24 protein-coding genes, 1 tRNA gene and 1 other RNA gene are annotated in these 25,811 nt (G+C 69.2%); 20 read left to right on the top strand and 6 right to left on the bottom strand.

Going from position 1 to position 25,811, the window contains the following annotated elements:
- Positions 1–23 precede the first annotated feature (23 nt).
- Positions 24–1,229: an amidohydrolase family protein gene (locus R3A49_06310; GenBank protein ID MEZ5170341.1), complete on the top strand. Its 1,206-nt coding sequence runs from the start codon at positions 24–26 to the stop codon at positions 1,227–1,229.
- Here R3A49_06310 and R3A49_06305 read toward each other — a convergent pair.
- The gene (locus R3A49_06305) at positions 1,226–2,056 is read right to left on the bottom strand and encodes an alpha/beta hydrolase (protein MEZ5170340.1); all 831 of its coding nucleotides are present in this window, start codon (positions 2,054–2,056) and stop codon (positions 1,226–1,228) included. The genes R3A49_06310 and R3A49_06305 overlap by 4 nt on opposite strands.
- Positions 2,057–2,509: 453 nt before the next feature.
- Entirely contained in the window at positions 2,510–3,112 is a 603-nt protein-coding gene (locus R3A49_06300; GenBank protein MEZ5170339.1) for a YqgE/AlgH family protein, read from the bottom strand.
- A gap of 71 nt (positions 3,113–3,183) precedes the next feature.
- On the opposite strand from R3A49_06300, the gene R3A49_06295 reads away from it, so the two are divergent.
- The 3 genes from R3A49_06295 to R3A49_06285 all read left to right on the top strand — a co-directional run bounded on the left by R3A49_06295 (position 3,184) and on the right by R3A49_06285 (position 6,265).
- On the top strand, positions 3,184–5,589 hold the full coding sequence (locus tag R3A49_06295) for an AMP-binding protein (protein MEZ5170338.1): 2,406 nt from the start codon (positions 3,184–3,186) through the stop codon (positions 5,587–5,589).
- 22 nt (positions 5,590–5,611) lie between these two features.
- Positions 5,612–5,896 carry a hypothetical protein gene (locus tag R3A49_06290; protein ID MEZ5170337.1) on the top strand — a complete coding sequence of 95 codons (285 nt, stop codon included), beginning with the start codon at positions 5,612–5,614 and terminating at the stop codon, positions 5,894–5,896.
- A 168-nt stretch (positions 5,897–6,064) separates the two neighbouring features.
- Positions 6,065–6,265 (top strand): hypothetical protein, encoded by a 201-nt coding sequence (locus tag R3A49_06285; protein ID MEZ5170336.1) that lies wholly within the window; start codon positions 6,065–6,067, stop codon positions 6,263–6,265.
- Positions 6,266–6,306: 41 nt separating this feature from the next.
- On the opposite strand, the gene R3A49_06280 is transcribed toward R3A49_06285, so the two are convergent.
- Entirely contained in the window at positions 6,307–6,684 is a 378-nt protein-coding gene (locus tag R3A49_06280; GenBank protein MEZ5170335.1) for a hypothetical protein, read from the bottom strand.
- A 247-nt stretch (positions 6,685–6,931) separates the two neighbouring features.
- Between R3A49_06280 and R3A49_06275 the strand changes: the two genes are divergently transcribed.
- Positions 6,932–7,591, top strand: coding sequence for an SRPBCC family protein (locus tag R3A49_06275; protein ID MEZ5170334.1), 660 nt, complete (start codon positions 6,932–6,934; stop codon positions 7,589–7,591).
- Positions 7,592–7,803: 212 nt separating this feature from the next.
- Here the strand turns inward: R3A49_06275 and ssrA are convergent.
- Positions 7,804–8,159: a transfer-messenger RNA gene (gene ssrA, locus R3A49_06270) on the bottom strand.
- 109 nt (positions 8,160–8,268) lie between these two features.
- On the bottom strand, positions 8,269–8,730 hold the full coding sequence (gene smpB, locus R3A49_06265; GenBank protein MEZ5170333.1) for an SsrA-binding protein SmpB: 462 nt from the start codon (positions 8,728–8,730) through the stop codon (positions 8,269–8,271).
- Positions 8,731–8,938: 208 nt separating this feature from the next.
- Here smpB and R3A49_06260 point away from each other — a divergent pair, with 208 nt between their 5' ends.
- From R3A49_06260 to R3A49_06195, 14 genes are all read left to right on the top strand, one after another.
- On the top strand, positions 8,939–10,216 hold the full coding sequence (locus tag R3A49_06260) for a DUF222 domain-containing protein (protein MEZ5170332.1): 1,278 nt from the start codon (positions 8,939–8,941) through the stop codon (positions 10,214–10,216).
- 108 nt (positions 10,217–10,324) lie between these two features.
- Entirely contained in the window at positions 10,325–12,661 is a 2,337-nt protein-coding gene (locus tag R3A49_06255; GenBank protein ID MEZ5170331.1) for a xanthine dehydrogenase family protein molybdopterin-binding subunit, read from the top strand.
- A 9-nt stretch (positions 12,662–12,670) separates the two neighbouring features.
- Positions 12,671–13,126 carry a M67 family metallopeptidase gene (locus tag R3A49_06250; protein ID MEZ5170330.1) on the top strand — a complete coding sequence of 152 codons (456 nt, stop codon included), beginning with the start codon at positions 12,671–12,673 and terminating at the stop codon, positions 13,124–13,126.
- Positions 13,127–13,216: 90 nt separating this feature from the next.
- The gene (locus R3A49_06245; protein ID MEZ5170329.1) at positions 13,217–13,522 is read left to right on the top strand and encodes a ubiquitin-like small modifier protein 1; all 306 of its coding nucleotides are present in this window, start codon (positions 13,217–13,219) and stop codon (positions 13,520–13,522) included.
- Positions 13,523–13,547: 25 nt separating this feature from the next.
- The gene (locus R3A49_06240; protein ID MEZ5170328.1) at positions 13,548–14,483 is read left to right on the top strand and encodes a cysteine synthase family protein; all 936 of its coding nucleotides are present in this window, start codon (positions 13,548–13,550) and stop codon (positions 14,481–14,483) included.
- 2 nt (positions 14,484–14,485) lie between these two features.
- The gene (locus R3A49_06235; GenBank protein MEZ5170327.1) at positions 14,486–15,526 is read left to right on the top strand and encodes an L-threonylcarbamoyladenylate synthase; all 1,041 of its coding nucleotides are present in this window, start codon (positions 14,486–14,488) and stop codon (positions 15,524–15,526) included.
- 32 nt (positions 15,527–15,558) lie between these two features.
- Positions 15,559–16,416: a glutamate racemase gene (gene murI, locus R3A49_06230; GenBank protein ID MEZ5170326.1), complete on the top strand. Its 858-nt coding sequence runs from the start codon at positions 15,559–15,561 to the stop codon at positions 16,414–16,416.
- On the top strand, positions 16,404–17,210 hold the full coding sequence (locus tag R3A49_06225; protein MEZ5170325.1) for an MBL fold metallo-hydrolase: 807 nt from the start codon (positions 16,404–16,406) through the stop codon (positions 17,208–17,210). The genes murI and R3A49_06225 overlap by 13 nt, the downstream gene beginning before the upstream one ends.
- Positions 17,211–17,289: 79 nt before the next feature.
- On the top strand, positions 17,290–18,024 hold the full coding sequence (gene rph / locus R3A49_06220; protein ID MEZ5170324.1) for a ribonuclease PH: 735 nt from the start codon (positions 17,290–17,292) through the stop codon (positions 18,022–18,024).
- A gap of 10 nt (positions 18,025–18,034) precedes the next feature.
- Positions 18,035–18,715 (top strand): RdgB/HAM1 family non-canonical purine NTP pyrophosphatase, encoded by a 681-nt coding sequence (gene rdgB, locus R3A49_06215; GenBank protein MEZ5170323.1) that lies wholly within the window; start codon positions 18,035–18,037, stop codon positions 18,713–18,715.
- Positions 18,712–19,656 carry an alpha/beta hydrolase gene (locus R3A49_06210; protein MEZ5170322.1) on the top strand — a complete coding sequence of 315 codons (945 nt, stop codon included), beginning with the start codon at positions 18,712–18,714 and terminating at the stop codon, positions 19,654–19,656. The genes rdgB and R3A49_06210 overlap by 4 nt, the downstream gene beginning before the upstream one ends.
- A 1-nt stretch (position 19,657) precedes the next feature.
- Positions 19,658–20,215: a hypothetical protein gene (locus R3A49_06205; GenBank protein MEZ5170321.1), complete on the top strand. Its 558-nt coding sequence runs from the start codon at positions 19,658–19,660 to the stop codon at positions 20,213–20,215.
- Between the two features lie 88 nt (positions 20,216–20,303).
- Complete coding sequence (locus tag R3A49_06200) at positions 20,304–20,687, top strand: hypothetical protein (GenBank protein MEZ5170320.1); 384 nt, start codon at positions 20,304–20,306, stop codon at positions 20,685–20,687.
- A gap of 243 nt (positions 20,688–20,930) precedes the next feature.
- Positions 20,931–23,549, top strand: a complete 2,619-nt coding sequence (locus R3A49_06195) for a penicillin acylase family protein (GenBank protein MEZ5170319.1) — start codon at positions 20,931–20,933, stop codon at positions 23,547–23,549.
- Positions 23,550–23,580: 31 nt separating this feature from the next.
- On the opposite strand, the gene R3A49_06190 is transcribed toward R3A49_06195, so the two are convergent.
- Positions 23,581–23,669 (bottom strand) — tRNA-Leu (locus tag R3A49_06190).
- Between the two features lie 173 nt (positions 23,670–23,842).
- Between R3A49_06190 and R3A49_06185 the strand changes: the two genes are divergently transcribed.
- Positions 23,843–25,744 carry an ATP-binding protein gene (locus R3A49_06185; GenBank protein ID MEZ5170318.1) on the top strand — a complete coding sequence of 634 codons (1,902 nt, stop codon included), beginning with the start codon at positions 23,843–23,845 and terminating at the stop codon, positions 25,742–25,744.
- Positions 25,745–25,811: the final 67 nt, after the last annotated feature.

Below are 25,811 nucleotides of genomic sequence, written 5' to 3'. Positions count from 1 at the left end.
CGACCCGTCAGATTCGGAGAGGTATGCCCGCCGAGATCCCCCTGATCGTCAGTGTCGACGACCACGTCGTCGAGCCGCCGCACGTGTGGCAGACCTGGCTCCCGGAACGGTTCCGGGAGAAGGGCCCCCGGGTCGAACGCCACGGGCTGGGTGACCTGAGGTTCGTCGGCGGTACCCGTTACGAGTACACGCTGACCGATGACGGCCCGCCGTGCGACATCTGGTTCTACGAGGACCAGATGTACCCTCACAAGCGCCACGTCGCAGCGGTGGGCTTCGACCGCGACGAGATGACGCTGTCGGCCATCACCTACGACGAGATGCGGGACGGCTGCTACGAGCCGAAGGCCCGCGTCGACGACATGCTCGCCAACCATGTGGAGGCGTCGCTCTCGTTCCCGACGTTCCCGCGGTTCTGTGGTCAGACGTTCCTCGAAGCGAACGACCGCGAGCTCGCTTCGGCGTGCGTCACGGCCTACAACGACTGGATGGTCGACGAGTGGTGTGGTGACAGCAACGGCCACCTCATTCCGCTCTGCATCATCCCGCTGTGGGACACCGAGGAAGCGGCCGACGAAGTGCGCCGCAACGCTGCCCGCGGAGTTCGCGCCGTGTGCTTCTCCGAGATCCCCGTGCACCTCGGGCTCCCCACGATCCACGATGCTGACCGCTACTGGGACCCGTTCTTCGCGGCCTGTGAAGACACCGGCACCGTCGTGTGTATGCACATCGGGTCGTCGTCCAAGATGCCGGCCACGTCGCCCGACGCCCCTCCGGCTGTGCAGGCCACGCTGTCGTTCAACAACGCCATGGCATCGCTGTCGGACTTCCTCTTCTCGGGCGTGCTGGTGCGCTTCCCGAGCCTGACGCTCGCCTACTCCGAAGGCCAGATCGGCTGGATCCCCTACCTGCTCGAACGTGCCGACGACGTGTGGAAGGAGCACCGGGCCTGGGGTGGAGTCGCCGACACGATCCCCGAGCCACCGTCGACCTACTACCACCGGCAGGTGTACGGCTGCTTCTTCCGCGACCGCCACGGCCTCGAGTCACTCGAGTCGATGGGCGTCGACACGATCACCTTCGAGACCGACTACCCCCACACCGACTCCACCTGGCCGCACACCCTCGACGTCGCCACGGACCTCATGGGGCACCTGCCGCCCGATGTCGTCCACAAGATCGTGCGCGGCAACGCCATCCGGATGCTCGACCTGGATCTCGAGCCCTAGCGGTGGCGCCCAGGGAGGTTGTTGACATCCGCTGTCAGGTGAGCCTCCTGCGCGATCTCCCGCAGGCGATCGACGACCGCGGTGCGGTCCGTGATGCCGATCAAGTGCCCCTCACCTTCGACAATGTGCAGTACAGAGCCGGGGATGGCGTCGGCCATCCGATGCGCCCAGACCGGTGGCACGAGTTCGTCGACGCTGCCCTGCCAGATCTCCACTGGTGCGATGATCTGGTCGAGCGGGAAGCGCCACGGCTTCACCCAGGCGACGTACTCGTCGACCAGGCCACCGGGGTCTGTGGCTGCGCCCGACATCATCGCCCCGAAGAGCTCTGCGTTGGCGGCGGTGGCGGCGCGGTCGGCCTGGGCAGATTTCCGGGTGCTGAGCGTGGCCATCCGTTCGGGGAAATGACCTTCGAGCCTACCGAGGGCTCTGAACGCTGCCTTCGCGACCGCAGGCTTGTGCCGGGAAAGGTGCGTGAACCGTTTGTCCATGTCGTTGAGCTCGGCGAAGGTGGCCGGATCGTCGAGTGGGATGCACCCGGCGACGATGCCGGCGGCCGCCACCCGCTCACTGAATCGGAATGCGACCGCGAGCGCGTACTGACCCCCCATCGAGTACCCCATGGTGGCGAAGCGATCGATGCAGAGGTGAGTGAGCAGCTCATCGACGTCGTCGGTCCAGCTGAGCGTGTCTCGAGCGGGGGCCCGGGTGCTTGCACCGATGCCCGGTCGGTCGGGGGAGACGATGAGCACACCGAGCGCGTTGGCGTCGGCGGCGATCGGCTCCACCTCCAGACGGTTGATCAGGCCGCCGTGGTTGTTGAGGATCGGGAAGCCGTCGGGGTCACCGAAAAGCGAATACGACAGTGTCCGACCGTCACGCAGGGCCAGGGTGTGATCCGCCTCGGGGTCGTGAAGGAATGTCGTTCGCAGAGACTACCGCTCTCGCGGCGGTCGGATCGGCGGACGTCGGCTCGCACCCACTCGGTGCCACCCGCTGGGTGTGTGCCACAGCGCGCAGAGAGCGACGGGGTCGAAGGGTGGGAGCGAGGCGATCGGTCGAGACCCTTTCGTACTCTCGGGCACGCTGCTGGTGGCCACGTCGAAGCTGCGCCTCGCCACCGGCACGGCCAACAGCTAGTTGTTCGAGGGGCTGAGGCGAGGAATAGCGCCGCAGGTATCCTGCGGCGCCCGAGCCGGGGCCCAGCGGCCCGGCTCCGAAGGAGCCAAGAGCGGTAGAGAAGACGATCCCGACACCGCTGACACGGTGCGGGCGTTGTGTCAGTTGTTGGAGGGATCGTCGGGGGCGTTGGCGAACCAGGAGAGCCGGCCGCGCTGACGGGCGAGAACTGAATGCCAGAGGTTCTCGGGGTCGGGACTGAAGACGTCGTCGCGCCGCGCGTCGACCACGAACCATCCCCCCGCCGCGATCTCGCCCTCGAGTTGTCCCGGTGCCCACCCGGAATGGCCGCCGAACACGCGTAGGTGTTCCACCGCACCGACAGAGTCGGGCTCCCGGGACAGGTCGACACTGGCGAGACCGTGCGCGACGTCCGCCCACCCCTCGGCGGTCCCCACGCCCGACGCCGGTGTGCCCTCCACGAGGCCGATCACACTCTCGGGCGCCACGGGCCCTCCGACGAACACCACCGACGGCGGATCGGTGATCCCGGCCCACGGCGCCAGGGGCTCGTCGACGGGAAGGTCGCTCGGCCTGTTGAGGACGAGGCCGAGCGCACCCTCGGAAGCGTGCTCGAGCACGAAGACGACGGTCCGGTCGAAGTTGGGATCGCTCATGGCCGACGGTGTCGCCACGAGCAGCCGTCCTCGCGTCGAGTCGGGGAGCGGTCCCACGGGCTCGCCGGGAAGGATGTCTTCTCCCACGTGCGCAGCGTACCGGCAGCGCGTTTACCATCAACCCTGACTGCGCCGTACCGGGGGCACGGGGGAGACACGTGGCGAGCTACAACCTGTCGGAGCTGTTCGAGAGCGTGGTCGACGTCGTATCCGACCGTGAGGCGCTGGTCACCCCCACACGCCGCCTGACCTTCTCAGAGCTCGACGCGCGCGCCACCCGCCTGGCCCATCACCTCGCCGCCAACGGGCTGGGGCCCGGCGACCACGTCGGCCTGCACCTCGTCAACGGCACCGAGTACGTGGAGGGAATGCTCGCCGCTTTCAAGCTGCGAGCGGTTCCCGTCAACGTGAACTACCGCTACGTCGAGCGCGAGCTGGAGTACCTCTACGACAACGCCGACCTCGTGACCGCGATCGTCCACCGGTCGTTCGCCGCAACCGTCGGTGCCGTGACCGACTCCGTTCCCGCGCTCCGCCACGTTCTCGTCGTGGACGACGGCACCGCGGAACCCGTCCCTGACGGTTACGTCGACTACGAAGCGGCTCTCGGCACGTCTTCGGATGCCCGCGACTTCGAGGGCCGCTCCGGCGACGACCTCTATATCGCGTACACCGGCGGGACAACCGGTATGCCCAAGGGAGTGGTGTGGCGCCACGAGGACATCTTCTTCGCGTCCCTCGGTGGCGGGGACCCGTCCGGGAGCGAGGGGGCCATCACCGAGCCGGCTCAGCTCGCCGACCGCGTCGGTGAGGGAACGCTGGTTCAGCTCGTCACTCCTCCGCTCATGCACGTCAGCGCGCACTGGGGCACCCTCATGGTTCTCTACGGCGGTGGCACGGTCGTCTTCCCGGCGCCCGGGACCTTCGATCCCGGCGAGGTCGCCGCGCTCATCGAGCGGGAGAGCGTCAACATCATCGTGCTGGTCGGTGACGCCATGGCCCGGCCCCTGCTCGACGTCATGGAGACCGAGAACGACCAGCACGACTTCTCGTCGCTGTTCCTGTTCGCTTCGGGCGGCGCAGCGCTCTCACCCGGCGCCAAGAAGAGAGTGCACGACATCCTTCCCCACGCCGTCGTGCTCGACGGCTACGGCTCCACCGAGACCGGCGTCGGTGGTACGCAGGCCCGTCCTCCCGGCGCCGACCATGCGGAGGCGGGTGTGTCGTTCGCTGCCCAGCCGCAGCTCACCGTGCTCGACGACGACATGAAACCGGTCGCCCCGGGGTCGGGGGTGATCGGCCGCGTGGCGCGTAGCGGCCACATTCCCCTCGGCTACTACAAGGACGCAGCCAAGTCGGCCGAGACCTTTCTCGAGATCGCCGGCGAGCGGTGGGTGCTCCCCGGCGATCTCGCCAGCATCGACGCAGACGGCAACATCGTCGTGCACGGTTCGCGGGTCGGGGTGCATCAACACGGGCGGCGAAGGTTTCCCCGAAGAGGTCGATCCGCCGTCGTCGACTGCGACGACGTGGCCGACGTCGTGGTCGTGGGCATTCCCGACGAGCGGTGGGGCCAGCGCGGCCGCCGTGGTGGCACCCGCCCGCGCGCCGCCGACCTCGAGACCATCCAGGCGCACTGTCGCACCACATCGCCGCTACAAGGTCCCCCGCGAGCTCATCCTGGTCGACCGTCGAGCGCAGCCCCAGCGGCAAGGCCGACTACCGCTGGGCGCGCGACCAGCAGAGAGACATCGCAGGGGACAGACGTGAGACACGACGTGAGAGACGGCATCCCGGACTCATCGCCACGAGTGGGGACGCCGGTACCTACCACGACGTGTCGACGACCACAACAGGAGATGGCCGCCGCTGTCCTCGAGCAGCTTCCACTGAGGGGAGACGAGACGGTCCTCGACGCCGGGTGCGGCTCCGGTCGGATCTCGAGATGCTCGACCGGCTTCCCCACGGTGTTGTCGTCGCCGTCGACGCCTCGCAGCAGATGGTGGATCGGGCACGGGAGCACCTGGCGTCGTTCGGAGGGCGGGTCTCCGTTCGGGTGGCGGACCTCACGGAGCTGTCGGGCCCCGAGTCGCTCGGCCTGGACTCTCCCCTCGATGCCGTGCTGTCGACGGCCACGTTCCACTGGATCGCCGACCACGACGCGCTGTTCGGCGCGCTGGCGTCGGTGCTGCGGCCCGGCGGCGGCTCGTGGCGCAGTGCGGTGGGAGGGGCAACATCGACCGGGCCCGCAGAATCGTGGAAACGGTGCAGGAGCGCGTGCCCTACGCCGAGCACTTCGTGGCCTGGGAGCCGCCGTGGAACTACGCCTCCCCCGAGGAGACAGTGGCACGGCTCGAGAACGCGGATTTCGTCGATGTCGAGTGTGGCCTCCGAGCCGTGGCCCGTCGTCCCCGACGATCCGGAGGCATTTCTCCGAACAGATCGTCGGACCACACCTGGACGTTCTGCCTGCGTCCGGCGCTGCACGGCGCCTTCGTGGCCGACGTGCTGGAGTCCTTCGCTGCGACGGGAGTCGGGCGTGGAACTCGACTACGTTCGTCTGAACATCGACGCAGTCCGCGGGCCGTGACCTCACTGCGCGACGTGGGGCTGTTCCATGCCGAATTCGACCGCCATCCCGGACGACAGAATCCGGTTACCCTTCGAAGCTCTGTCGACAGCGATCGACCCCGATTCGATCCTCTATCCGGGAGCTACGTCGACATCGCTCCGTCGGTCTTCTTCGACGATGTGGAATACGTCGACACCGACAAGCGTGCCGCGGTGTTCTTTGGGGAAAGGGGCGGCATACGAGACCTCATCGCGCCCAAGCGTCAGTGCCATCGGTGGCGATCGTGCAAGCACCGATGAGTTTCGCGTCGGGTTCCAGCACAGGGACTACTCAGGGCACCTTGCGGTTGACGGCACGCCCGTGCAACTCCTCGTGTCGCTCTACGCCGGATTCGTGAGCGAGCACTGCAGCGGTACCTCGCACCCGGCGGTGGCTACTCGCCAACAACAGCCACCGGCGACGCCTCGATGGCCTCCCTCGACCCGCAGTACGACCTGACGGCCGTGGTCACCCACCGTGAGGGCAGGTACCGGATACGCACCGACGATCTGGACTCGTGTCTCGTGCCGAAGAAGGGGGAGCCTCCCACCGTCGACGAGCTCCACCAATCAGGTCGGGGTGTCGCGTACACGACGAGCCCGTTCGCGTACGTGTTCCGAAGAAGCTGAGCGCGCGATCGACAGAGGGCGACGAATCGTCGAGAGAAGGATCAGCCGAGGTTCGTGGCGGCGACGGCGATGCCGACACCGGCCAGCATCGTGGGCACGACCCAGCCGAGAATGCGGTTCGTCTGGGCGCGTAGAGCGTCGGCGAGTTCCACCCGGAGGCCCCCGATCTCTCCGCGTAGCCCGCCGATCTCCCGGTGCATCTCGCCGCGGAGCTCGGCGATCTCGCCACGGACTTCTCCCCGGAGCCCTACGATCTCTCCGCGGAGGCTCTGCTCGAGTGCTGCGAGATCCTGCTTGGTGGCGATGGCGGCCCAGCCGACGGGTGGCAGGTACTCCATCAGCGTGGAGGCGTCGTCGGTCCCGAGCACGGCATCGAGCTTGCGGGCCAACGCCAATCGTGTGCGTTCATCAACAGCCATGTTCCTCTTCCCTCGCGTGGATGGCAACACCGGGGGAAGATCGGGGGAACAACGTCACCCGATGCAACGGTAGAGCCCGGCCATGACAGCCACGTGCGCTGTCGTGCCTCGTCGACAGCATCTACTCCGACGTCGGGCAGTCGACGAGCGGGAGAGTTCAGCCGAGATTCGTGGCACCGACCACGGTTCGCTTTGAGCGACACCGGGGTGTACGAATTCTCGAAGCGAGACGAGGAGTCTGTCGGAGATGGATCTGAAGAACGACTTCACTGTGAAGCTGCCGATCGAGCAAGCATGGGATGTGCTGAACGACGTCGAATTCCTCGCTCCTTGCTTGCCGGGGGCTCAGCTACAGGAGATCGAGGACGACGAGTTCCACGGAACCGTGAAGGTGAAGGTGGGACCGGTCGTCGCGCAGTACAAGGGACAGGCCTCGTTCGTCGAACAAGATCGCGCGAACGGACGAATGGTCCTGCAGGCAAAGGGCCGTGAAACGCGCGGCCAGGGAAACGCGTCGGCCATCGTGACGGCCACGCTGAAAGACCGAGGCGGGGACACACACGTCGCGGTTGTGACAGAGCTGACCGTCACGGGAAAGGTCGCACAACTCGGCCGAGGGATGATGAGTGAGGTCAGCGACAAACTCCTCGGGCAGTTCGTCACCGAACTCGAGTCGAAGTTGGCCGAGCTCCCGGCAACTTCTGAACGCACGCAGCCGTCGGGTTCCGCTGAGGGCTCGACAGACGGTGAGATCTCACGTGAGACCGGTGCACGACGTGTCATAGCGTCACCAGAGGCGGAGCCAGTGGACCTTGTCGGGGCAGCAGGTGCTCCGGTCCTCAAGCGGCTCGTTCCGATCGTGATCGTCGTCGTCGTGATCCTGTGGTGGGCAAACCGCCGGCGATAGCGTGAGAGACGCTCACGAAGCGTCGCTTGTTCGAACCGCAACGATGCCCGACATGCATGACCTCGTTGCCGCTGTACAGCGGTGGCGCGACCTCGGGCGTGCTGTCGCACTCGCCCGGGTAGTCGGGATCGACGGCTCGGCGCCGCGCGGGCCGGGTGCTGCGATGGCACCCTCTGCGATGGCAGTCGAGGACGCGGAAAACGTGCGCCGCTTGGTGGAGGTGGCGGGAGTCGAACCCGCGTCTTTCGAGCTCTTGGGCGGGGCTTCTCCGAGCGCAGCCGGCGGTTTGTCTCGAGCTCCTCGGCGATCACCGGCGGTCTCCGAGGGCTCCAGCCCGGTTCGGTGTCCCGTCGGGTCCCGGGCGGTCCCCGACGGTGAGCCGCTCTGAATGGCGTTCCGGTTCCGACCGAACGGCTGGGCCGGGAGGAACGCGCTACCTAGGAAATCCTAAGCAGCGAGTGCGAGGTTGTCCTCGTCAGTTATTGCTGTTCCGGTTGTTTCACGACGATCCGGAGACGTCGGCTCGCTTCACCCGCTTCGATCCTCGAAATCGAAGCCACGCACCCCCTTGTCAAGTGCCGCACGGATGCGCTCGTGCGACATCACCAGTGTACCGGGCCGCTCGGACACCCGTTCCACGCGTTCCTGATGGTGGGGCAGGGGATATGGGCCGGCCGCTACCGGTTGCGGCTCTTGAGGGCCCGCTCGGCCTCTCGCTTGTCGTCACGCTCCCGGAGCGTCTGGCGCTTGTCGTACCGGCGCTTGCCTCTGGCCACGGCGAGCTCGATCTTGGCGCGGCCTCGGGAGAAGTAGAGCTTCATCGGAACGAGCGTGATCCCGGGTTGCTCGACGGCACGGGCCAGTTCCGCGATCTCGGAGCGGTGGAGCAGCAGCTTGCGCGTGCGCTCGGGATCGGAGTCCTCGACGCGTGCGTGGCTGTAGGGGGCGACGTGCATCCCCACGAGCCAGACCTCGCCGTCGGTCACCCGTGCGAAGGACTCGCGCAGTTCGGCGCGCCCGTCGCGAATCGACTTCACCTCCGGCCCCGTGAGCACGATCCCGGCCTCGTAGGACTCCAGAACCGCGTAGTCGTGGCGTGCTCTACGGTTCTGGATGGTGGGCGGGCCGTCCTTCGCCATGGCCAAGAACCTACCGGTGTTCCTTCGGGTCGATCGGCCCGCGATCCCGACGTAGGTGTCACACCCGGGGTCTATGGTGAGTTCATCGGTGCGGTGGCGCTCTGCTCCGCTCGGTCACTTCCCCCGATGGTTCCGCCTGCACGCTCCGGCGTGCCGTGCCGCCGACGGCGCGGTCTGCGGGCGGATCGAGATCGAGGGGAGGCGCGTGGTGGCTCTTGCCGAACCGGGTGATACCGACGACACCAACGACGACATCGACCGTGACGACATCGACCGTGACGACATCGACCGTGACGACATCGACCGTGACGACATCGGGCCGTTGGGTGCCGAGTACCTCCAGCGGCTGAATGAGATCAACCGGCTCGAGGGTGAGGCATCGGCACTGTTGGCCGAGTTCGACGCCTCGGGGGAGTGGGGTCTCGACGGATCCGCCACCTGCCAGGCCTGGATGCGCACGCACGCCCGGATGACCTCGGCGGCCGCGTCGGCCCGGGTGAAGACAGCGCGTCGGCTGCGCAACCTGCCCGAGATCCGTGACGCCTTCCGGACCGGGGAGATCTCCTATGACCACGCCCGGGTCCTCGCTCTGGCCACCGACCTCCTCGACGGGCTCAGCCTCTCCGGGTCGGGTGTCGATGCCGAGGTTCATCCCGAGATGTCCGCCGACGGCGTGGCCGACCAGGCGCACGGTCTCGTCCGCCGCGCCGGGTCGACCTTCCTGGAGGCGGCCCGCACGCTCGACCCCACGGCGACACGGCGGGTCGTCCAGCACTGGCGCCACGCCGTGGAGCCGGCGCTGCTCGTGAGCGAGGAAACGGCCAACGCGGGCCGCCGAACACTCCACATGTCGCAGACCATCGGGGGCCGATGGGTCATGAACGGTGAGTTCGACGCCGAGAGCGGGTCGGTGGTGGCCACCGCGCTCGATGCGCTGACGTCTCCCGACCCACCCGACGCGCCTCACCGGACCGCAGGTCGCAAGGCGGCCGACGCGATGGTCGAGGGCTGCCGGCAGCTTCTCAACGGCGGAATGCTGCCGACGGTCGGCGGGCAGCGCCCTCACGTCACCGTCACGGTGGGCCTGGAGACCCTCGAGCGTCGCGTCGGTGCACCTCCGGCGACGCTGGAGTCGGGCGGTCCACTCAGCGGTGAAGCTGCCCGACGCCTGGCCTGCGACGCCGGGGTCACCCGTGTCATCACGTGCGGCGAGAGCCTGCCGGTCGACATCGGGCGCACGACCAAGACCGTGCCCGCACACATCCGGCGCGGCCTCGTGGTCCGCGACCACGGGTGCGCCTGGCCGGGCTGCGACCGCCCGCCCGGCTGGTGCGACGCCCACCACATCGTCCACTGGGCAGACGGCGGCGACACCAGCATCGAGAACTGCGTGCTCGTGTGCCGACGGCACCACACGGCGGTCCACGAGCACGGGTGGCGGATCCGCCTCACCGATGACGGCCATCTCGAGGTGGAGCCGCCGTAGGGAACGGGCCCGGCGGCGGTCCCCGGACGGCAGGTAGATTCACGCGGCGCGCGTCGAAACGGCGCGCCCGTTCCCCGGAATCGTTCGTTCTTCGGAGTCGTCACGAACATGACATCAGCGCAGACGGATCGGGTGGCGGTCGGCAAGGCCGTGGCGCGCAGCGAGGACCCGAGCATCCTCACGGGTAGCGAGCGGTACCTCGACGATCTCACCCTTCCCGACGCGGTCGAGGTCGTGCTCGTTCGGTCGACATTGGCGCACGGGCGCATCGACAGCATCGAAACCGACGAGGCCGCCGCGATGCCGGGCGTCGTCGGCGTGTACACGGCCGCCGACCTCCGGTTGAAGCCGTTCCGGGCGCTTCCGCTGACCCCCGAGGAGATGTCGCGACCGCCGCTGGCCGAGGGGACCGTGCGCTTCGTGGGCGACGTCGTGGCTGCCGTGGTCGCACGCACACGGGCTCAGGCCGTCGACGCGGCGGAGCTCGTGTTCGCCGACATCGACCCGTTGCCGGTCGTCGTCGACGCCGAGGAGGCGCTCGCCGACGACGCGCCGCTGCTCTTCGACGGAACCGATTCCAACGTCGCCCTCGAGTTCGACTTCCGCCTCGAGGACGACGTCCTGGCCGACGCCGAGGTCGTGGTCCGCGGCCGGTTCCTCAACCAGCGCGTGGCACCCGTGCCCCTGGAGACCGACGCCTTCGCCGCGGCACCCGATCCCGACACCGGAGGGCTCGTCGCCTGGGCCGCCACCCAGAACCCGCACTCCGTTCGTGGCCAACTCGCCGACGCCCTGGGGATGGACGAGTCCTGCGTACAGGTCACCACGCCCGCTGTGGGCGGGAGCTTCGGCGCCAAGATGTTCCTCAAGGCCGAGTACGTGATCGTGTCCGAGCTGGCGCGGCGCCTCGACCGGGCCGTGCGCTGGGTGCCCGACCGCAGCGAGAGCATGGTCGGCATGACGCACGGACGCGCGCAGATCCAGGATGTCGAGCTGGGGCTCACGCGCGACGGCCTCTTCACCGGGCTCCGGGGGCGGGTGATCGCCGACGCGGGCGCGTACCCGGTCAACGGTGCGTTCCTGCCCTACAACACACGGCTGATGGCGTCGGGGGTCTACCGGATCCCCAGGATCGACTTCCTCTGCCAAAGCGTCGTCACCAACACCACGTCTGTGGCGGCCTACCGGGGGGCCGGGCGACCCGAGGCGACGTCCCTCATCGAGCGGATCGTCGACATGGCGGCCGCGGAGATCGGGATGGACCCCGTCGAGATCCGCCGCCGCAACCTCATCGGCGCCGACGAGTTCCCCTACACGACGGCAACAGGCGCGGTCTACGACGTCGGCGACTACGCGGCGTCCCTCGACAAGGCGCTCGACATCGCCGGCTACGACGTCCTGCGCGCCGACCAGGAGCAGCGGCGAGCCCGCGGCGACACCGTGCAGGTCGGTGTCGGTGTGTGCGTCTACGTCGAGATCACGGCCGGCAACATGTGGAAGGAGTACGGCGCACTCGAGATCGGTGATGACGGCACCGTGACCGCCCGCGTCGGCACGTCGTCACACGGACAGGGCCACGAGACGACCCTCGCGGCCATCGTCGCCGACCGCTTCGGCCTCCCGCCCGAGGAGGTACGCGTCGTGCAGTCCGACACCAAGGAGATTCCCCGCGGGCTGGGGACCATGGCCTCGCGCACCGTCCAGATCGTCGGGAGCGCTCTGCACCGGGCCGGTGGGGAGCTGGTCGACGACGCCCGCCTGCTCGGCGCCCACATACTCGACGTCCCGGTCGAGCAGGTGGAGGTCGTCCCCGGCGTGGGTGTGGGTGTCTCCGGAGGTGGCGACGGTGCCGCCACGGGGGCGGGAACGGTCTCCTGGGCCGAGCTCGCCGCTGCGGCCGCAGACCCCGGGAGACGCCCGCCCGGCCTGGAGGGCCTCGACAAGGGTCTGTTCCGTGAGATCGACCACGACCAGACCCGGGCCACCTACCCGTTCGGTGCACACGTGTCGGTCGTGGAGGTCGACACCGAGACGGGCGCCGTGGATCTCGTCCGCCACATCGCGGTCGACGACTGCGGCAACGTGATCAACCCGCTGCTCGCGGAGGGTCAGGTGCACGGCGGCATCGCGCAGGGCGTCGGCCAGGCGCTCTACGAGGAGTTCGTCTACGACGACGACGGCAACCCCCTCACCGGCAACCTCATGGACTACGCCGTCGGCTCGGCGGCCGAGTACCCGAGCTTCGAGGTCGACCGGACGGTGACCCCGACGCCGGCCAACGACCTGGGCGCCAAGGGGATCGGGGAGTCGGGCACGATCGGTGCCACCCCGGCGGTCCAGAACGCCGTGGTCGACGCGCTGTCGCCGTTCGGCGTCCGTCACGTCGACATGCCGACCACTCCCGTGCGGGTGTGGCGTGCGATGCGCGAGGCCGAGAGCGGGTAGACAACGGTCATGGGCTTCTCGACCCCCACCCTGTCGCTCACGCACGCGCACTACGAGACGATGGTGGCGCACTGCCTCGACGGACTCCCCGACGAGGCGTGCGGCCTGTTCGGCGGCCCGGTCGGCGACGGCTCCGGCGACCTGCCGGTGGGTGAGCCCACGGGTGAGGTCACGCACCTCTATCCCACGACCAACACCGACGCGTCGGCCCGCACCTACACCGTCGACTCCCGCGAGCTCATGCGGGCCATGCGCGACGCCGAGGAGAACGGTGGCGGCCTGATCGGCGTCTTCCACTCACACACCCACAGCGACGCTTACCCCTCCAGCACCGATGTGCGCCAGGCCACGTACCCCGAGTGGGTCTACGCCCTCGTGAGCCTGAAGCACGCAGAACCGGTGGTGCGCGCGTACCGCATCCGCGACGGCGTGATCGCCGAGGTCCGCGTCGAGATCCGCGACTGAGGGACGGGTCGCCGGCGGCGACGTGCCGTCCCGTCCGTTGCACCCGTCCGGGAATCCCGACCGCACAGGTCGGACTTGTACACTCGGGCCATGGCCGTCGACGTCAAGTTCCCCACCGTTCTACGCCCGCACGTGGGCGGTGCGGCCTCCGTGCGGGCCGAGGGCACGAGCGTGCGCGAGGTGTTCGACGGCCTCATCTCGACGAACCCGGGCCTCGACGGCCAACTCGTGGGCGACGACGGCGGCGTCCACAAGTTCGTCAACGTGTACCGCGACGACGAGGACATCCGGTACCTCGACGGCCTCGACACGCCCGTGTCCGACGGCGACGTGATCTCCATCCTTCCGGCTGTGGCAGGTGGTTGCGGGGTCGTCACGGCCGTCGCTCCGGACTGAGTGCTGCCGCCGCAGCGGCGTCTCCATGCGGTACGAGTCGATTCTGGGAACGATCGGTGAGACGCCCCTCGTCGGCCTCCACGAGCTGAGCCCGAACCCCGACGTCCGCGTCTACGCCAAGCTCGAGGGGCAGAACCCGGGAGGGTCGGTCAAGGACCGTGTGGCGCTGAAGATGGTCGAGCTCGCCGAGGCCGACGGGACGCTGAAGCCGGGCGACACGATTCTCGAGCCCACGTCGGGCAACACCGGCATCGGACTCGCCATGATCGCCAAGCTCCGCGGCTACCCGTTGCGCGTCGTGCTCCCCGAGAATGTGTCGGTCGAACGGCGACAGCTTCTCGAGATCTTCGGTGCCGAGTTCGTGCTGTCGCCCCCCGAGGAGGGCAGCAACGGCGCAATCCGTGTCGCACGTGAGCTGGCCGAGGCCGACCCGAGCCTCGTGATGCTCTTCCAGTACGGCAACGAGGCGAACCCGCTCGCCCACTACGAGGGGACGGGGCCCGAGATCTGGCGCGACTGCCCGGAAGTCGACGCCTTCGTAGCGGGCCTCGGCACCTCGGGGACGCTCATGGGGGTCGGGCGGTGGCTCAAGGAGAAGAATCCCGATGTGCAGGTGGTCGCCGTCGAGCCCCCGGCCGGTGAGCTCGTTCAGGGGCTGCGCTCGCTCGACGACGGGTTCGTCCCCCCGATCTTCGACCCCGCGATCCTCGACCGGAAGTTCATCGTGCGCCCGCGCGAGTCCATCGAGTGGACGCGGCGCCTGCTCGACGACTGCGGCGTCTTCTCCGGGATCTCGTCGGGAGCCGCGCTCCATGGCGTGGCGAAGATCGCCGAGACGATGGAGAGCGGGACGGTGGTCACGGTCCTGCCTGACGGTGGCTGGAAGTACCTGTCGTCGGGTGCGTGGACCGACGATCTCGAGGTCGTCGTCGAGCGTGCCACCCGCATCAACTACTGGTAGGGATGTCTGCCGGTAGGAGTGCACGGACGGGAGGGGCGACCGGCTCCGGGATCGACGAGGCCGTGCGCGTCCTCTGCGCCGGGGGACTCGTCGCCTTCCCGACCGAGACCGTCTACGGGCTGGGTGCCGACGCGTCGTCTCCGGAGGCCATTGCCTCGTGTTTCGCCGCGAAGGGGCGGCCGGCGGACCACCCGGTCATCGTGCACGTGGCAGAGCGCACGGCGCTCGACGAGTGGTCGTCGGAGCCGCCCGCCTCCGCACGGCGACTGGTCGAGGCGTTCTGGCCGGGTCCGCTGACCGTCGTCGTTCCCAGAGCCGACCACGTGCTCGACGACGTCACCGGCGGCCAGGAGACCGTGGCGCTTCGAATGCCCGACCAGCCCGTCGCCTCGGCGCTCCTGAGGGGCTTCGCGGCCGTCCGTGGGCGCCCGAGCGGAATCGTCGCACCGTCGGCCAACCGGTTCGGTCAGGTGAGCCCGACCACGGCCGACGCTGTCACCGAGGACCTCGGCGACGCGGTCGACATCGTGCTCGACGACGGTTTGTGCGCCGTGGGTGTGGAGTCCACGATCGTCGACTGCACCGCCGACCCTCCCCGGATCCTCCGCCCGGGCGTCATCACGGCGGAGCAGATCGGCGACGCCCTCGGAACGTCCCCGGTCGAGCGCCCGTCCCGGTCGGGCACCGCGGAGGCCACCCCGCCCCCTCGCGTCCCGGGAAGCCTCGAGACCCACTACGCGCCGCGGGCCCGCGTCCGCGTCGTCGCCACGGCCGATGAGGTGCTGTCGGCCGTGGCGAACGCCCTCGGGTCGGGCGACCGGGTCGGCGTTCTCGGAGCGCTCGGCGACACGAGCCTGCCCGAAGGGGTCGTCGACCTCCGCGTGCCGTCGGATCCCGCCGGATACGCGCGCCACCTGTACGCGCGCCTTCGCGAGGCCGACCGGCGGGGCGTCGACGTGATCGTGGCGCTGCCGCCCGAGCCCGAGGGCGTGGGTCTCGCCGTCGCGGACCGGCTGGTCCGAGCCGCGGGTGGGGCCCGGTGACCCGGGGGTCGACACCGGAGGGCGGCGCGCCGGTGCCGGACGGGCCCATCGGGGTCTTCGACTCGGGCCTCGGCGGCCTCACGGTGCTACGGGCGTTGCTCGATCTCCTCCCGGGTGAAGAGGTCGAGTACGTGGGTGACACGGCGCGATTCCCCTACGGCCCGAAGCCGGCCGACGAGGTGCGTGCGCACGCGCTCGAGATCACCGACTGGCTCGTCGAGCGTGGTTCCAAGGCGGTCGTCGTGGCGTGCAACAGTGCCACCGCCGCGGCACTGCCGGACCTGCGGGAGCATTTCGACGCTCCGGTCGTCGGCGTGATCGAGCCGGGGCTGCGTGCGGCCGCGGTGGTCACGAGGTCGCGTCGCGTGGGTGTCATCGGAACGGTGGGGACGATCGCGTCGGGCGCGTACCAGAGGGCCGCCAGTGCCCTCGCCACCTCCTCCGGAGACGGATCGGAACCGGGGGCGCCGACCGGGCCACTCGTCCTCACCTGCGCCGCGTGCCCGGGTTTCGTCGAGTTCGTGGAGAGTGGCGACGTCGACTCAGACCAGGTGCACGTGCTGGTGGAGCGCATGCTGGCACCCGTTCGTGACGCCCGCGTCGACACGCTCGTCCTCGGCTGCACGCACTATCCGCTCCTCGCCCGTACCATCGGTGACGTGATGGGTCGCGATGTCGTGCTCGTGTCCAGCGCGGACGAGACCGCCTTCGAGGTACGACGCCTGCTCACCGACCGCGGGCTGCACCGTGACCCCGGGCGCGACGAGACTCGGCGCGAGGCCCGTGCACGGTTCTTCACGAGTGGCGATGTCGACAGGTTCCGGGCCCTCGGTACGCGGTTCCTCGGTCCCGAGGTGGACGTCGTCGAGCAAGTGGCGTGGGGGGCGTGACGGTGGAGCTCACCGTGTTGGGTGTGTCGGGGTCGTACGGATCGCCCACCGCCGGCGGTGCGTGCAGCGGGTACCTCGTGCGCGTCGGGGCGACGACGGTGTGGATCGACGCCGGGAACGGCACGTTCCCGAACCTCCAGGAGCACGTCGACGTCGCAGACCTGACGGCCGTGGTCATCTCGCACGCGCATCCCGACCACTGCGTCGACCTCTTCGGCCTTCACGTGCTCGCTCGATACGGCCTCGGGCGCGCGGGTATCCCGGTCTACGCCCCGCCGGGCGTACGCGAGCATCTGGGTGGGCTGGTGCGCGGATGGGGCGACACCTTCGACTGGCATGAGGTCGGCGACGGCGACAGTGTCGACGTGTCGGGCACCGACACTCCCGATCGCGACGCGTCCGATCCCGCCCGGTCGACGCCGGACAGGGGGTTGCTGCGGCTCGCCTTCTCACGGACCGACCATCCTCCCGAGACACTCGCCGTGGAGGTGACGGCGGGCGACCGACGCATGATCTACACGTCCGACACCGGTCCGGGATGGGAGGTCGGAGCCTTCGACCCGGGCGCCGACCTCGTGCTTTCGGAGGCCAGCTACCTGCACGCGCAGCGGCACACGTCGTTCCACCTGTCGGCCCGCGAGGCGGGAGAAGGAGCCCGGGCGGCCGCCGCCCGGGAGTTGATGCTGACGCACCTCTGGCCCGACGTCGATCCCGTGGCGGCGGTGTCCGAGGCGGAGATGGCGTTCGGAGGTCCTGTGAGCCTGGCCGCTCCGCATATCGTCGTACGGGTCTGACGCGCCGCGGGCCACAGCAGCCAGTACCGATCGACCCGGCTCCGGTAGCGAGCAAGGAACGCGAGGGGAGAGCATGGGAATCCGCAACGACGGGCGCGAGCCGGGAGATCTCAGGCCTGTGCGCTTCACCCGCGACTACACCGACTTCGCCGCCGGTTCGATCCTGGTGGAGTTCGGTCGGACACGTGTCCTGTGCACGGCGTCGATCGAGGAGAGGATCCCGCCGTGGCTGCGCGGGAAGGGCAGGGGCTGGGTCACCGCCGAGTACTCGATGCTCCCCGGCTCGACGTCGGAACGCTCCGACCGCGAGGTGGCCAAGGGGCGCCCGTCGGGGCGCACCCAGGAGATCCAGCGGCTCATCGGGCGGTCGCTGCGCGCCGTCACCGACCTCGAGGCTCTCGGCGAGGTACAGCTCATCGTCGACTGCGATGCTCTCCAGGCCGACGGTGGAACGCGCACGGCGTCCATCTGCGGCGGTTACGTGGCACTGCACGACGCGTGCACCCGTCTCGTCGCCGACGGCACGATCCCGTCCCACCCGATCACGGGAACCTGCGCGGCCATCTCGGTCGGGATCGTCGACGGGCTGCCGCTTCTCGACCTCGACTACTCCGAGGACGTCAAGGCCGAGGTCGACATGAACCTCGTCATGGCCGGGGAGCGCCTCATCGAGGTGCAGGGCACGGCTGAGGGCAGTCCGTTCTCCCGCAGCGAGCTCGATGCACTTCTCGACCATGCCGAGGCCGGGATCGCGGAGATCATGGCGGCCCAGGCCGAGGTCGTCGCCGACCCGCCCACATCGCGCCGGCGGTGACCGTCGGCCCATGAGAGAGCGCGTCGTTCTCGCCACGGCGAATCCCGACAAGGCACGCGAGATCACCGACATTCTCGGCACAGCGCGCCCCGACCTCGTCTTCGTGCCTCGGCCCACCGACGTGGCCGATGTCGAGGAGACCGGCGACACCCTCGCCGAGAACGCGCGGCTCAAGGCGTCGGCGCTCGCCGATGCCACGGGACTGCCGGCGATCGCCGACGACACGGGCCTCGTGGTGGATGCGCTGGGTGGAGCCCCCGGCGTGCACTCGGCCCGCTACGCGGGCGAGGACGCCACCTACGCGGAGAACGTCGCACACCTCCTCTCGCAGCTCGCCCGTGCCGGTGCCGACGAGAAGGCCGCACGCACCGCTGTCTTCGCCACGGTCGTGCTCGTGCGCTGGCCCGATGGACGGGAGGTCGCGGCCACCGGTGAGGTGTCGGGAACGATTGCCGCCGAGGGACGGGGATCGGAGGGCTTCGGCTACGACCCGGTGTTCGTCCCCGAGGAGGGCGACGGTCGCACGTTCGCCGAGATGACACCGGCGGAGAAGAACGCGCTGTCGCATCGAGGGCGCGCCCTGCGCACTCTTGCCGAGGGGCTTCGGGTGGTTGCCGTGGCCGAGGCCCGCAACGGTGACACGGCGGACGGTGAGACACGCGACGGTGCGGGAGGGGACGACGTGCGATGAGGAGGCTCACACCCGAGGCGGAGGTGCTCGTCGACTCCCTGGGCGCCATGGCGGAGGAGTCCATCGCCGATGTCGGTGTGGACGCTGCACGTGAGCAGGAGATCGGCCTCGAGCCCGACCGTGAGCCGTCCCTCGGTTCGGTACGCGACGCGACGTTCGAGGGTTCCGGAGGTGACGTTCCCGTTCGGGTCTACCGACCGGGCGCCGGGACCGTCGGTACCGTCGTCTTCTTCCACGGAGGAGGGTGGGTGACGGGGACCCTCGACGCCGCGGAGGGATTCTGTCGGTCGGTGGCGGCGCAGGCACACGCCGATGTCGTCTCGGTCGGCTACCGGCTCGCTCCCGAGCACCGCTTCCCGGCTGCTGCCGACGACTGCTACGACAGCCTCACCTGGCTCGAGGACAACGGCGACTCTGTGGGTGTCGACGGGTCCCGCCTGGCGGTGTGCGGATCGAGCTCCGGGGGGAACCTCGCGGCCAGCGCGGCGCTCACGGCGCGAGATCGTGGCGGGCCGAGGCTGCACGCCCAGGCACTCGTGTGCCCCGCACTGGACACGCGAACGGACCGCCCGTCGCACACCGACCCCGGCACGGGGCACTTCCTCGGAACGCGGGACATGGAGTTCTTCTGGGACTGTTACCTCGGTGAGGGGCGGGCCCCGGCCACCGACCCACGTGCGGTTCCGATGACCGCCGATGATCTGTCGGGTGTCGCTCCCGCGCTCGTCGTGACAGCGGAGTGCGACATCCTCCAGAGCGAGGGCTCCGCCTACGCTGAAGGACTGAGGGAGGCGGGCGTCGAGGTCGAATCGTCGAACTACACCGGGATGTTCCACGGGTTCTACGGCTTCACGAACGACCTCGAGGACGCCCGGCGCTGTGTCTCCCACGTGGCGGGCTACCTCGCCACACAGCTGAAACGACAAGGGAGTGGTTCCTGACATGGCCGTTCTGGATGTCGCCGGATACGTCTCCGACCTGAAGGACCACGCGGTCGAGCACGGCTTCCACGTCCACGACGAGCGGCACTTCGTGGAGAGCTACTCCCTGCGCCAGAACTACGAGGTCGACCTGCACCCCGAGGAGGGCTGTGCGGGGCCCGTCGACCTCTACCTCACGCTCGAGGTGGAGCCACGCGTGCTCCTCGGTTTCGAGGACGCCGTCCTCACGACACCCGACGACGAGGAGACCGAGGACATCTACAACTTCCCGCTGAGCTTCACGTGGGCCCTGCCACCGCTCCCGAACCCGCCCGACCTCCTGCTCCTGGCCACCGAGCTCGCCGGGATCGGTGGGCCCGACCTGCCACTCGGCGTGTCGGCCATCGACTCGTTCCACGACGTCACCGACGCTCCCGAGCGGAGCCTCCGGATCGTGGCCCAGGTCGCCGTGTCGCTCCTGCGGATACGCAACAACGACGAGGAGCAGTGCGAGCTGCTCGACCGCTGCCTGGCCGTGAGCCGGCACCTCCTCGGCGCGGCACCCCAGTGGTTGGAGTAGTGGCTGGAGTGGTGAGTGGCTGGGGAACACGTGCATCGGCGGCCCGCGCGTCCCGCCCGTTCTTCGCGGCGTGGGGGATAATGGCCCCGTGGCGATGAGAACGGACTGCAAGCACTACGAGAGCCGTACCTATCCGAGCGGCGACACGGTGCGGAAGTGCCGCCTCGACCTGGCGCCGGAGGCCCCGTGGCGCTGCCCCGACGGCTGCCCGTCCTACGTCAAGCGCCGGGCCGATGCGGGCTGGCAGTACGGGAGCCTCTCGGAGGCCATGGCGCCCGGCGAGCCCGAGCCCGACGGGCTCGGCAGCGACGCCGCCGCCGTCCTCGACGAGGCCGAAGACATCCTCAACGCCGCCGGGCCCGACATCGTGGCCGAGTTCGACGAGCCGCCCAGGCGTCGTTTCACACTGGGGCGCAAGGGCGGGAAGGGCGGCCGGTCGAAGAAGCGCAAGGGCAGGCGCCCGAAGCGCTGACGGCCCGGTCGGGCACCTCGTCGCCCAATCCGCCGCCCACCCGTCGCCCAATCCGCACGTGGCGGTCCCCCGACGTCCGCTCCCCGCGTCGCCCCTTCCCGCGGCCTTCACGTGTGCCTTTCCACAGGATCTGTGGAGAACCTGTCCATACAGATGAGTAGATCCCGGCTGTGTCGGCTTGTCCGGTTGCGACCTGTTCGCTACTCTCCGTGGGTCCCCGCGCACCTCCAGGAGGATCCCACCGTGCGCCTCAAGACCGTTCTGTCAGGACTCGCCGTGGCCGTCATGGTCGTCGTGGCCACGTCGTGCATCCCGATCCCCGCCGGCCCGAAGGAGCCCACCGACCCGGTGCCTCCCGCCGGTGCCACCGAGGCCTGGACGATCATGGCGCCGGGCAACGGGAACATCCACGGCGTCACGGCGGGCGATCGCGACGACCAGCGGGTCATGTACGACTCGATCGACAATGCCGTGGCGGGCGGGATCCTCGGCACGGACGGCCACGACCTCGGTCGCTACTACAAGGACGCCAACTTCGGGATCGCCGACGAGGACATCAAGCGGTCGCAGGCGCCCCGGGAGGGCGTGGAGATCTTCTGGGACACCTACGGCGTCCCCCACATCTACGGTGACACCGAGACGGACGCGGCGTTCGGCGCCGGGTTCGCCGTGGCCGAGGGCCGACTCGTCATCGCGGAGCTGGCGCGCATCCTCGGGCGCACCGGTCTCATCGAGCTCGCCCCCGGCGGCATCACCGACATCTTCGACGTCATCGGCACGGCGACACCGGAAATCAGCTATTCCGAGGAGGAGCTCCAGGCGCAGATCGACCGCACGATCGAGCGGCTCGGTCCCGACGAGGGCCGCCAGATGCTCGACTCACTGAATGCCTTCACCGACGGCATCAACCGCTGGCTCGCCGGACAGGGGTTCGTCCCCCAGGACGTGCAGGGGATGTGGGACCAGCTCGGTATCCCGTACCCGGGCTGGAAGCCGACCGACGTGGTCGCCGCCGCGATCCTCGTGGGCGACATCTTCGGCAACGGTGGTGGAGGAGAGGTCTGCAACAGTCACGCGCTCAACGCCCTGGAGAAGATCACCGGCGACGCCGGCACCGCCCGGGCCCTCTACGACAACTTCAGCTACTCCGAGGACCCGACCGCCACACACCACACCGACACCACGTTCCCGTACCCGAAGTTCGACGCCGGCGACACCGGCACCGACCCGGCGGCGGTCGCCACCCTCGACCTCGCCAGCTCGGCGGAGATGTGCGGTGCCGACGCATCGATCGCCTCACAGCCGTCGATGAGCAACTTCCTCACGGTGGCGGGCTCGCGAACCGACACAGGTCAACCCATTCAGGTGGGCGGACCGCAGTCGGGGTACTTCGCTCCGCAGCTCCTCTTCGAGATGGAGATCCACGGCGGCGACCAGCACGCCAGCGGCATCACGTTCCCCGGAGTGGGCCCGTGGGTGGTCATCGGCCACAACGACCACTCCTCCTGGACAGCGACAGCCGGCGGCTCCGACAACACCGACCAGGTCGTCGAGCGCCTGTGCGAGCCCGACGGCTCCACCCCGACCGTGGAGTCGATGCACTACCTCCACGACGGGGTGTGCAAAGCCATGACGTACCCCGACGCCAGAACGGCCAACACCGTTCCGCGCACCGTGCACGGCCCCGTCACCGACCGCGGCACCGCGGTCGACGGATCGCCGGTCGCGGTCACCCGCCAGCGGCTGAACCGGGGCTACGAAGCGGTCGCGGCGATCTCCTTCCGGCGACTCAACGTGGGTGCGGTGGAGTCGGCCGACCAGTTCGACGACGTCATGGAGGACACGAGCTGGTCCTTCAACTGGGGTTACGCAGATGCCCACGACATCGCCTTCGTGCACTCGGGCTGGTACCCGGTGCGCAGGAGCGGTGCACCGTTCGACTTCCCCGTGTGGGGAACCGGCGAGTGGGACTGGCCCACCAATCCCGACGGGTCGATGATGATCCTTCCCGTCGCGCAGCGTCCCCACGAGGTGAACCCGGCGAAGGGATACATCCCGTCGTGGAACAACCGCATCGCCCCGGGCTGGACCTGGAACGACTCGGCGTGGGGTGAGGGTGGCGTGCACCGTGTCGATCTCATCGACAGCCGCGTCGCCGATGCCACGAACCTCGACGCCGCCGGCGTCGTGTCGATCGTGCAGGACGCCGGTACCTCCGACCTGCGGGGCGATCAGGTCATGGAGTACGTCCTGCGCATCCTCGACGGCACCGAGGCACCCAATGCCGTCGTCGGCAAGGCCCGCGGCGTGCTCGGCGACTGGATCGCCACCGGCGCGCACCGGCGCGACCGTAACTACAACAACGTCTACGACGATCCGGCCGTCCCGATCATGGACGAGAGCTGGGCACCCATCGTCCATGCCGTTTTCGGTGCCGCAACCGACGCCGAGCGCAACGCCGGGATCGCCGATGGCGCCCTCACGGGGCTCTACGACGACGTGAGACCCCACAAGCTCGACGACCACCCGGGGCCGTTCGGGTCCGCCTTCCAGACAGGCTGGTACTCCAACGTCCAGCGCGACCTACGCGCGATCCTCGGCGAGGGGCCCGTCCCGTCGGGTGGGATCCAGTGTGGTGGCGGAGACCTCGATGCGTGCCGGGAGCAACTGTGGGCGGCGCTTCGGATCGGAACCTGGCGTGCCCAACAGGCGCAGTTCCCCTGGGTGCGCGACAACCCGTCCGCGTGGGGCAAGCTCACGCTGGCCGAGCGCATCACGTTCCTGCCCTACGTCACGAACTTCAACACGATGCGTTGGGTGAACAAGACGACCTACCAGCACGTCACCTCATTCCGGGACTGAGCCGGGCCCGGCAACGCCGGGAGCTGCGGGGTGGTGCGAGCGGAGGGACTCGAACCCCCAAGACCCGTGAGGGTCACCGGGACCTAAACCCGGCGCGTCTGCCAGTTCCGCCACGCTCGCCTGCGGCGCATGATGGCACCTTCGGGCCTTCGCGCACCGACGGTGTGCCGGCGCGCCGGGGTGCCCGCTGTTCCGGGCGAACCGGACACAGTCCCCTAAACAGGAACGTAGACTGGATGGCCGGTACTGAAGGACGCGACCGGAGAGCCCGGTCGGGGAGCAGGGGATCTCGGGTGACGGACACCAGGCCCGGAGCAGGCGAGAGCCGACAGCACGCCCCGACGTCGCGCCGGTACGCGATGTTCCGGAACCTGGCCGTCACGTTCGGCGACCCGGGCCCGGAGTCACCCAGCCTGGCCTTCTACCGCCAGTCGGTCCGTCTCCGGGCGCTTATCGGCCTCGTTCTCGCTGCCGTGTCGCTCATCGCGCCCGGGCTCGAACCGCGCGAGAACCTGATCGTCGGCGGCGCGGTGCTTGCCTACGTCGTGTTCGCCACGATCGTCGACCTTCTCCTCGCCCGCCGGTCTGTGACGGTCGCGGTCGCGATCAACATCGTCGTCGGGATGGCCGCCGTGTTCGCCGTGTCGGTGGCGGTGCCGGCCGCGCTCTACCCCGCGCTGTTCACGTACATCCTCGCGCTGGTCTTCTTCACCGTCGTGGGTGGAGCCGCTCTCGGGGTTCCTGTCGCTGTGCTCGCAACGGTATGTGGCCTGATCGGGCAGTGGGCGGCACCGACCGAGGATCAGGCGTCGACGTTCGTGCTCGCGACCTACCTGCCGTTCATGCTGGCGATCGTCTTCGTCATCGACGGGCTCACGCGCAAGCGGCGTCGTACGACCCGCAAGTTCGAACGCCTCTACGACGCGCTCCGCGAGCTGTCGCCCGACCCGGACTTCGACTCGACGCTCGAGTCGGTCACCCGCGCCCTTGGGGAGGCCGTGGGTGCCTCCGAAACCCAGCTGCTGCTCGTCGACGAGGACCGGTTGGTGCTCGCGACACGAGTCGACCAGGACGAGCTCGTCGGGCGTCGGCACTCGTTTCCGATCGACAGCTCCCTGGCAGAGCCCCTGCGTGACGTCTTCCGGTACGGCAAGCCGATCGTCGTTCCGGACGTCGAGGACGTGCCCGATGCCGACGCCACGTTTCCCGAGTGGTCCGACCGGTGGCTTCCTCTCCTGCGCGAAGGAGGGCACCGCTCGCTCCTGTTCGTTCCACTGCGCGTCACCGACGAGACGATCGGGCTCCTCGTCACGTGCTTCCCCTGGAAGGGCGCTCTCGACGACGAGGAGCTCTCACTGCTCCGGAGCTACGCCGACCAGGTGGCGATCGTGATCGTGCGAGCGGAGGCCTACGACCGGGAGCGTCGGGCAGCTCGCCGTCTCGAGGAGATCGACCGGCTGCGCTCGGAGTTCCTGGCGATGGTCGCCCATGAACTGCGCACACCGCTCACGGCGAGCAAGGGATTCATCGGCACCGTCCTCACGTACTGGGACCGTCTCTCCGAGGCCGAGCGCAGGGAGCTGCTCGAGAAGGCCGATCGCAACCAGGACGAGCTGTCGCGCCTCACGGACCAGCTCCTCGACTTCACGCGCCTGGAGGCCGGTGCGGTCACGCCACACGTCGCGATCGGAAAGGTCGACGCCAGCGTCGACGACGCGGTCACCGGTCTGGCCGAGACGCTCTCCGCCCACACGGTTGTGACCGATCTCCGGGCCACCCGCCTCGTCGACGCCGATTTCGAGGCGTTGCGACGAGTCACCGCCAATCTGCTGTCCAACGCGGCGAAGTTCTCACCGCAGGGCACCACGGTCACGGTCGGAACGCGCGACGAAGGAGACAGCGTCGTCGTCAGTGTCGTCGACGAGGGGCCAGGAATCCCGGAGGTAGAACGCGAGCGGGTCTTCGAGCCCTACTACCAGGTGGAGCGGTCCCGGCACTCGCGGATGGGGACGGGGATCGGCCTGGCCATCGCACGGCAGTTCGTGGAGATGCACAACGGGCGGATCACCCTCGACGATGCGCCCGGCGGCGGTACGTGCGCCAGCTTCTCGATTCCGGCGTCGGCGTCCGCGACAGCCTGGAGCCCCGATCCCCATCCCGAGCCCGATCCGGAGCCCAGTCCGGCCGACGTGTGACCGTCGGCGTCTCGGGTCACCGCCGACGGCATGAGCCGACGGGGTCGCGACGGATATCGTCCGAACG

Source organism: Acidimicrobiia bacterium (assembly GCA_041394025.1).
Classification (GTDB): domain Bacteria; phylum Actinomycetota; class Acidimicrobiia; order IMCC26256; family JAOSJL01; genus JAOSJL01.
The sequence above is the reverse complement of the archived record's forward strand: the minus strand, read 5'-3'. Positions and strand labels throughout refer to the sequence as shown.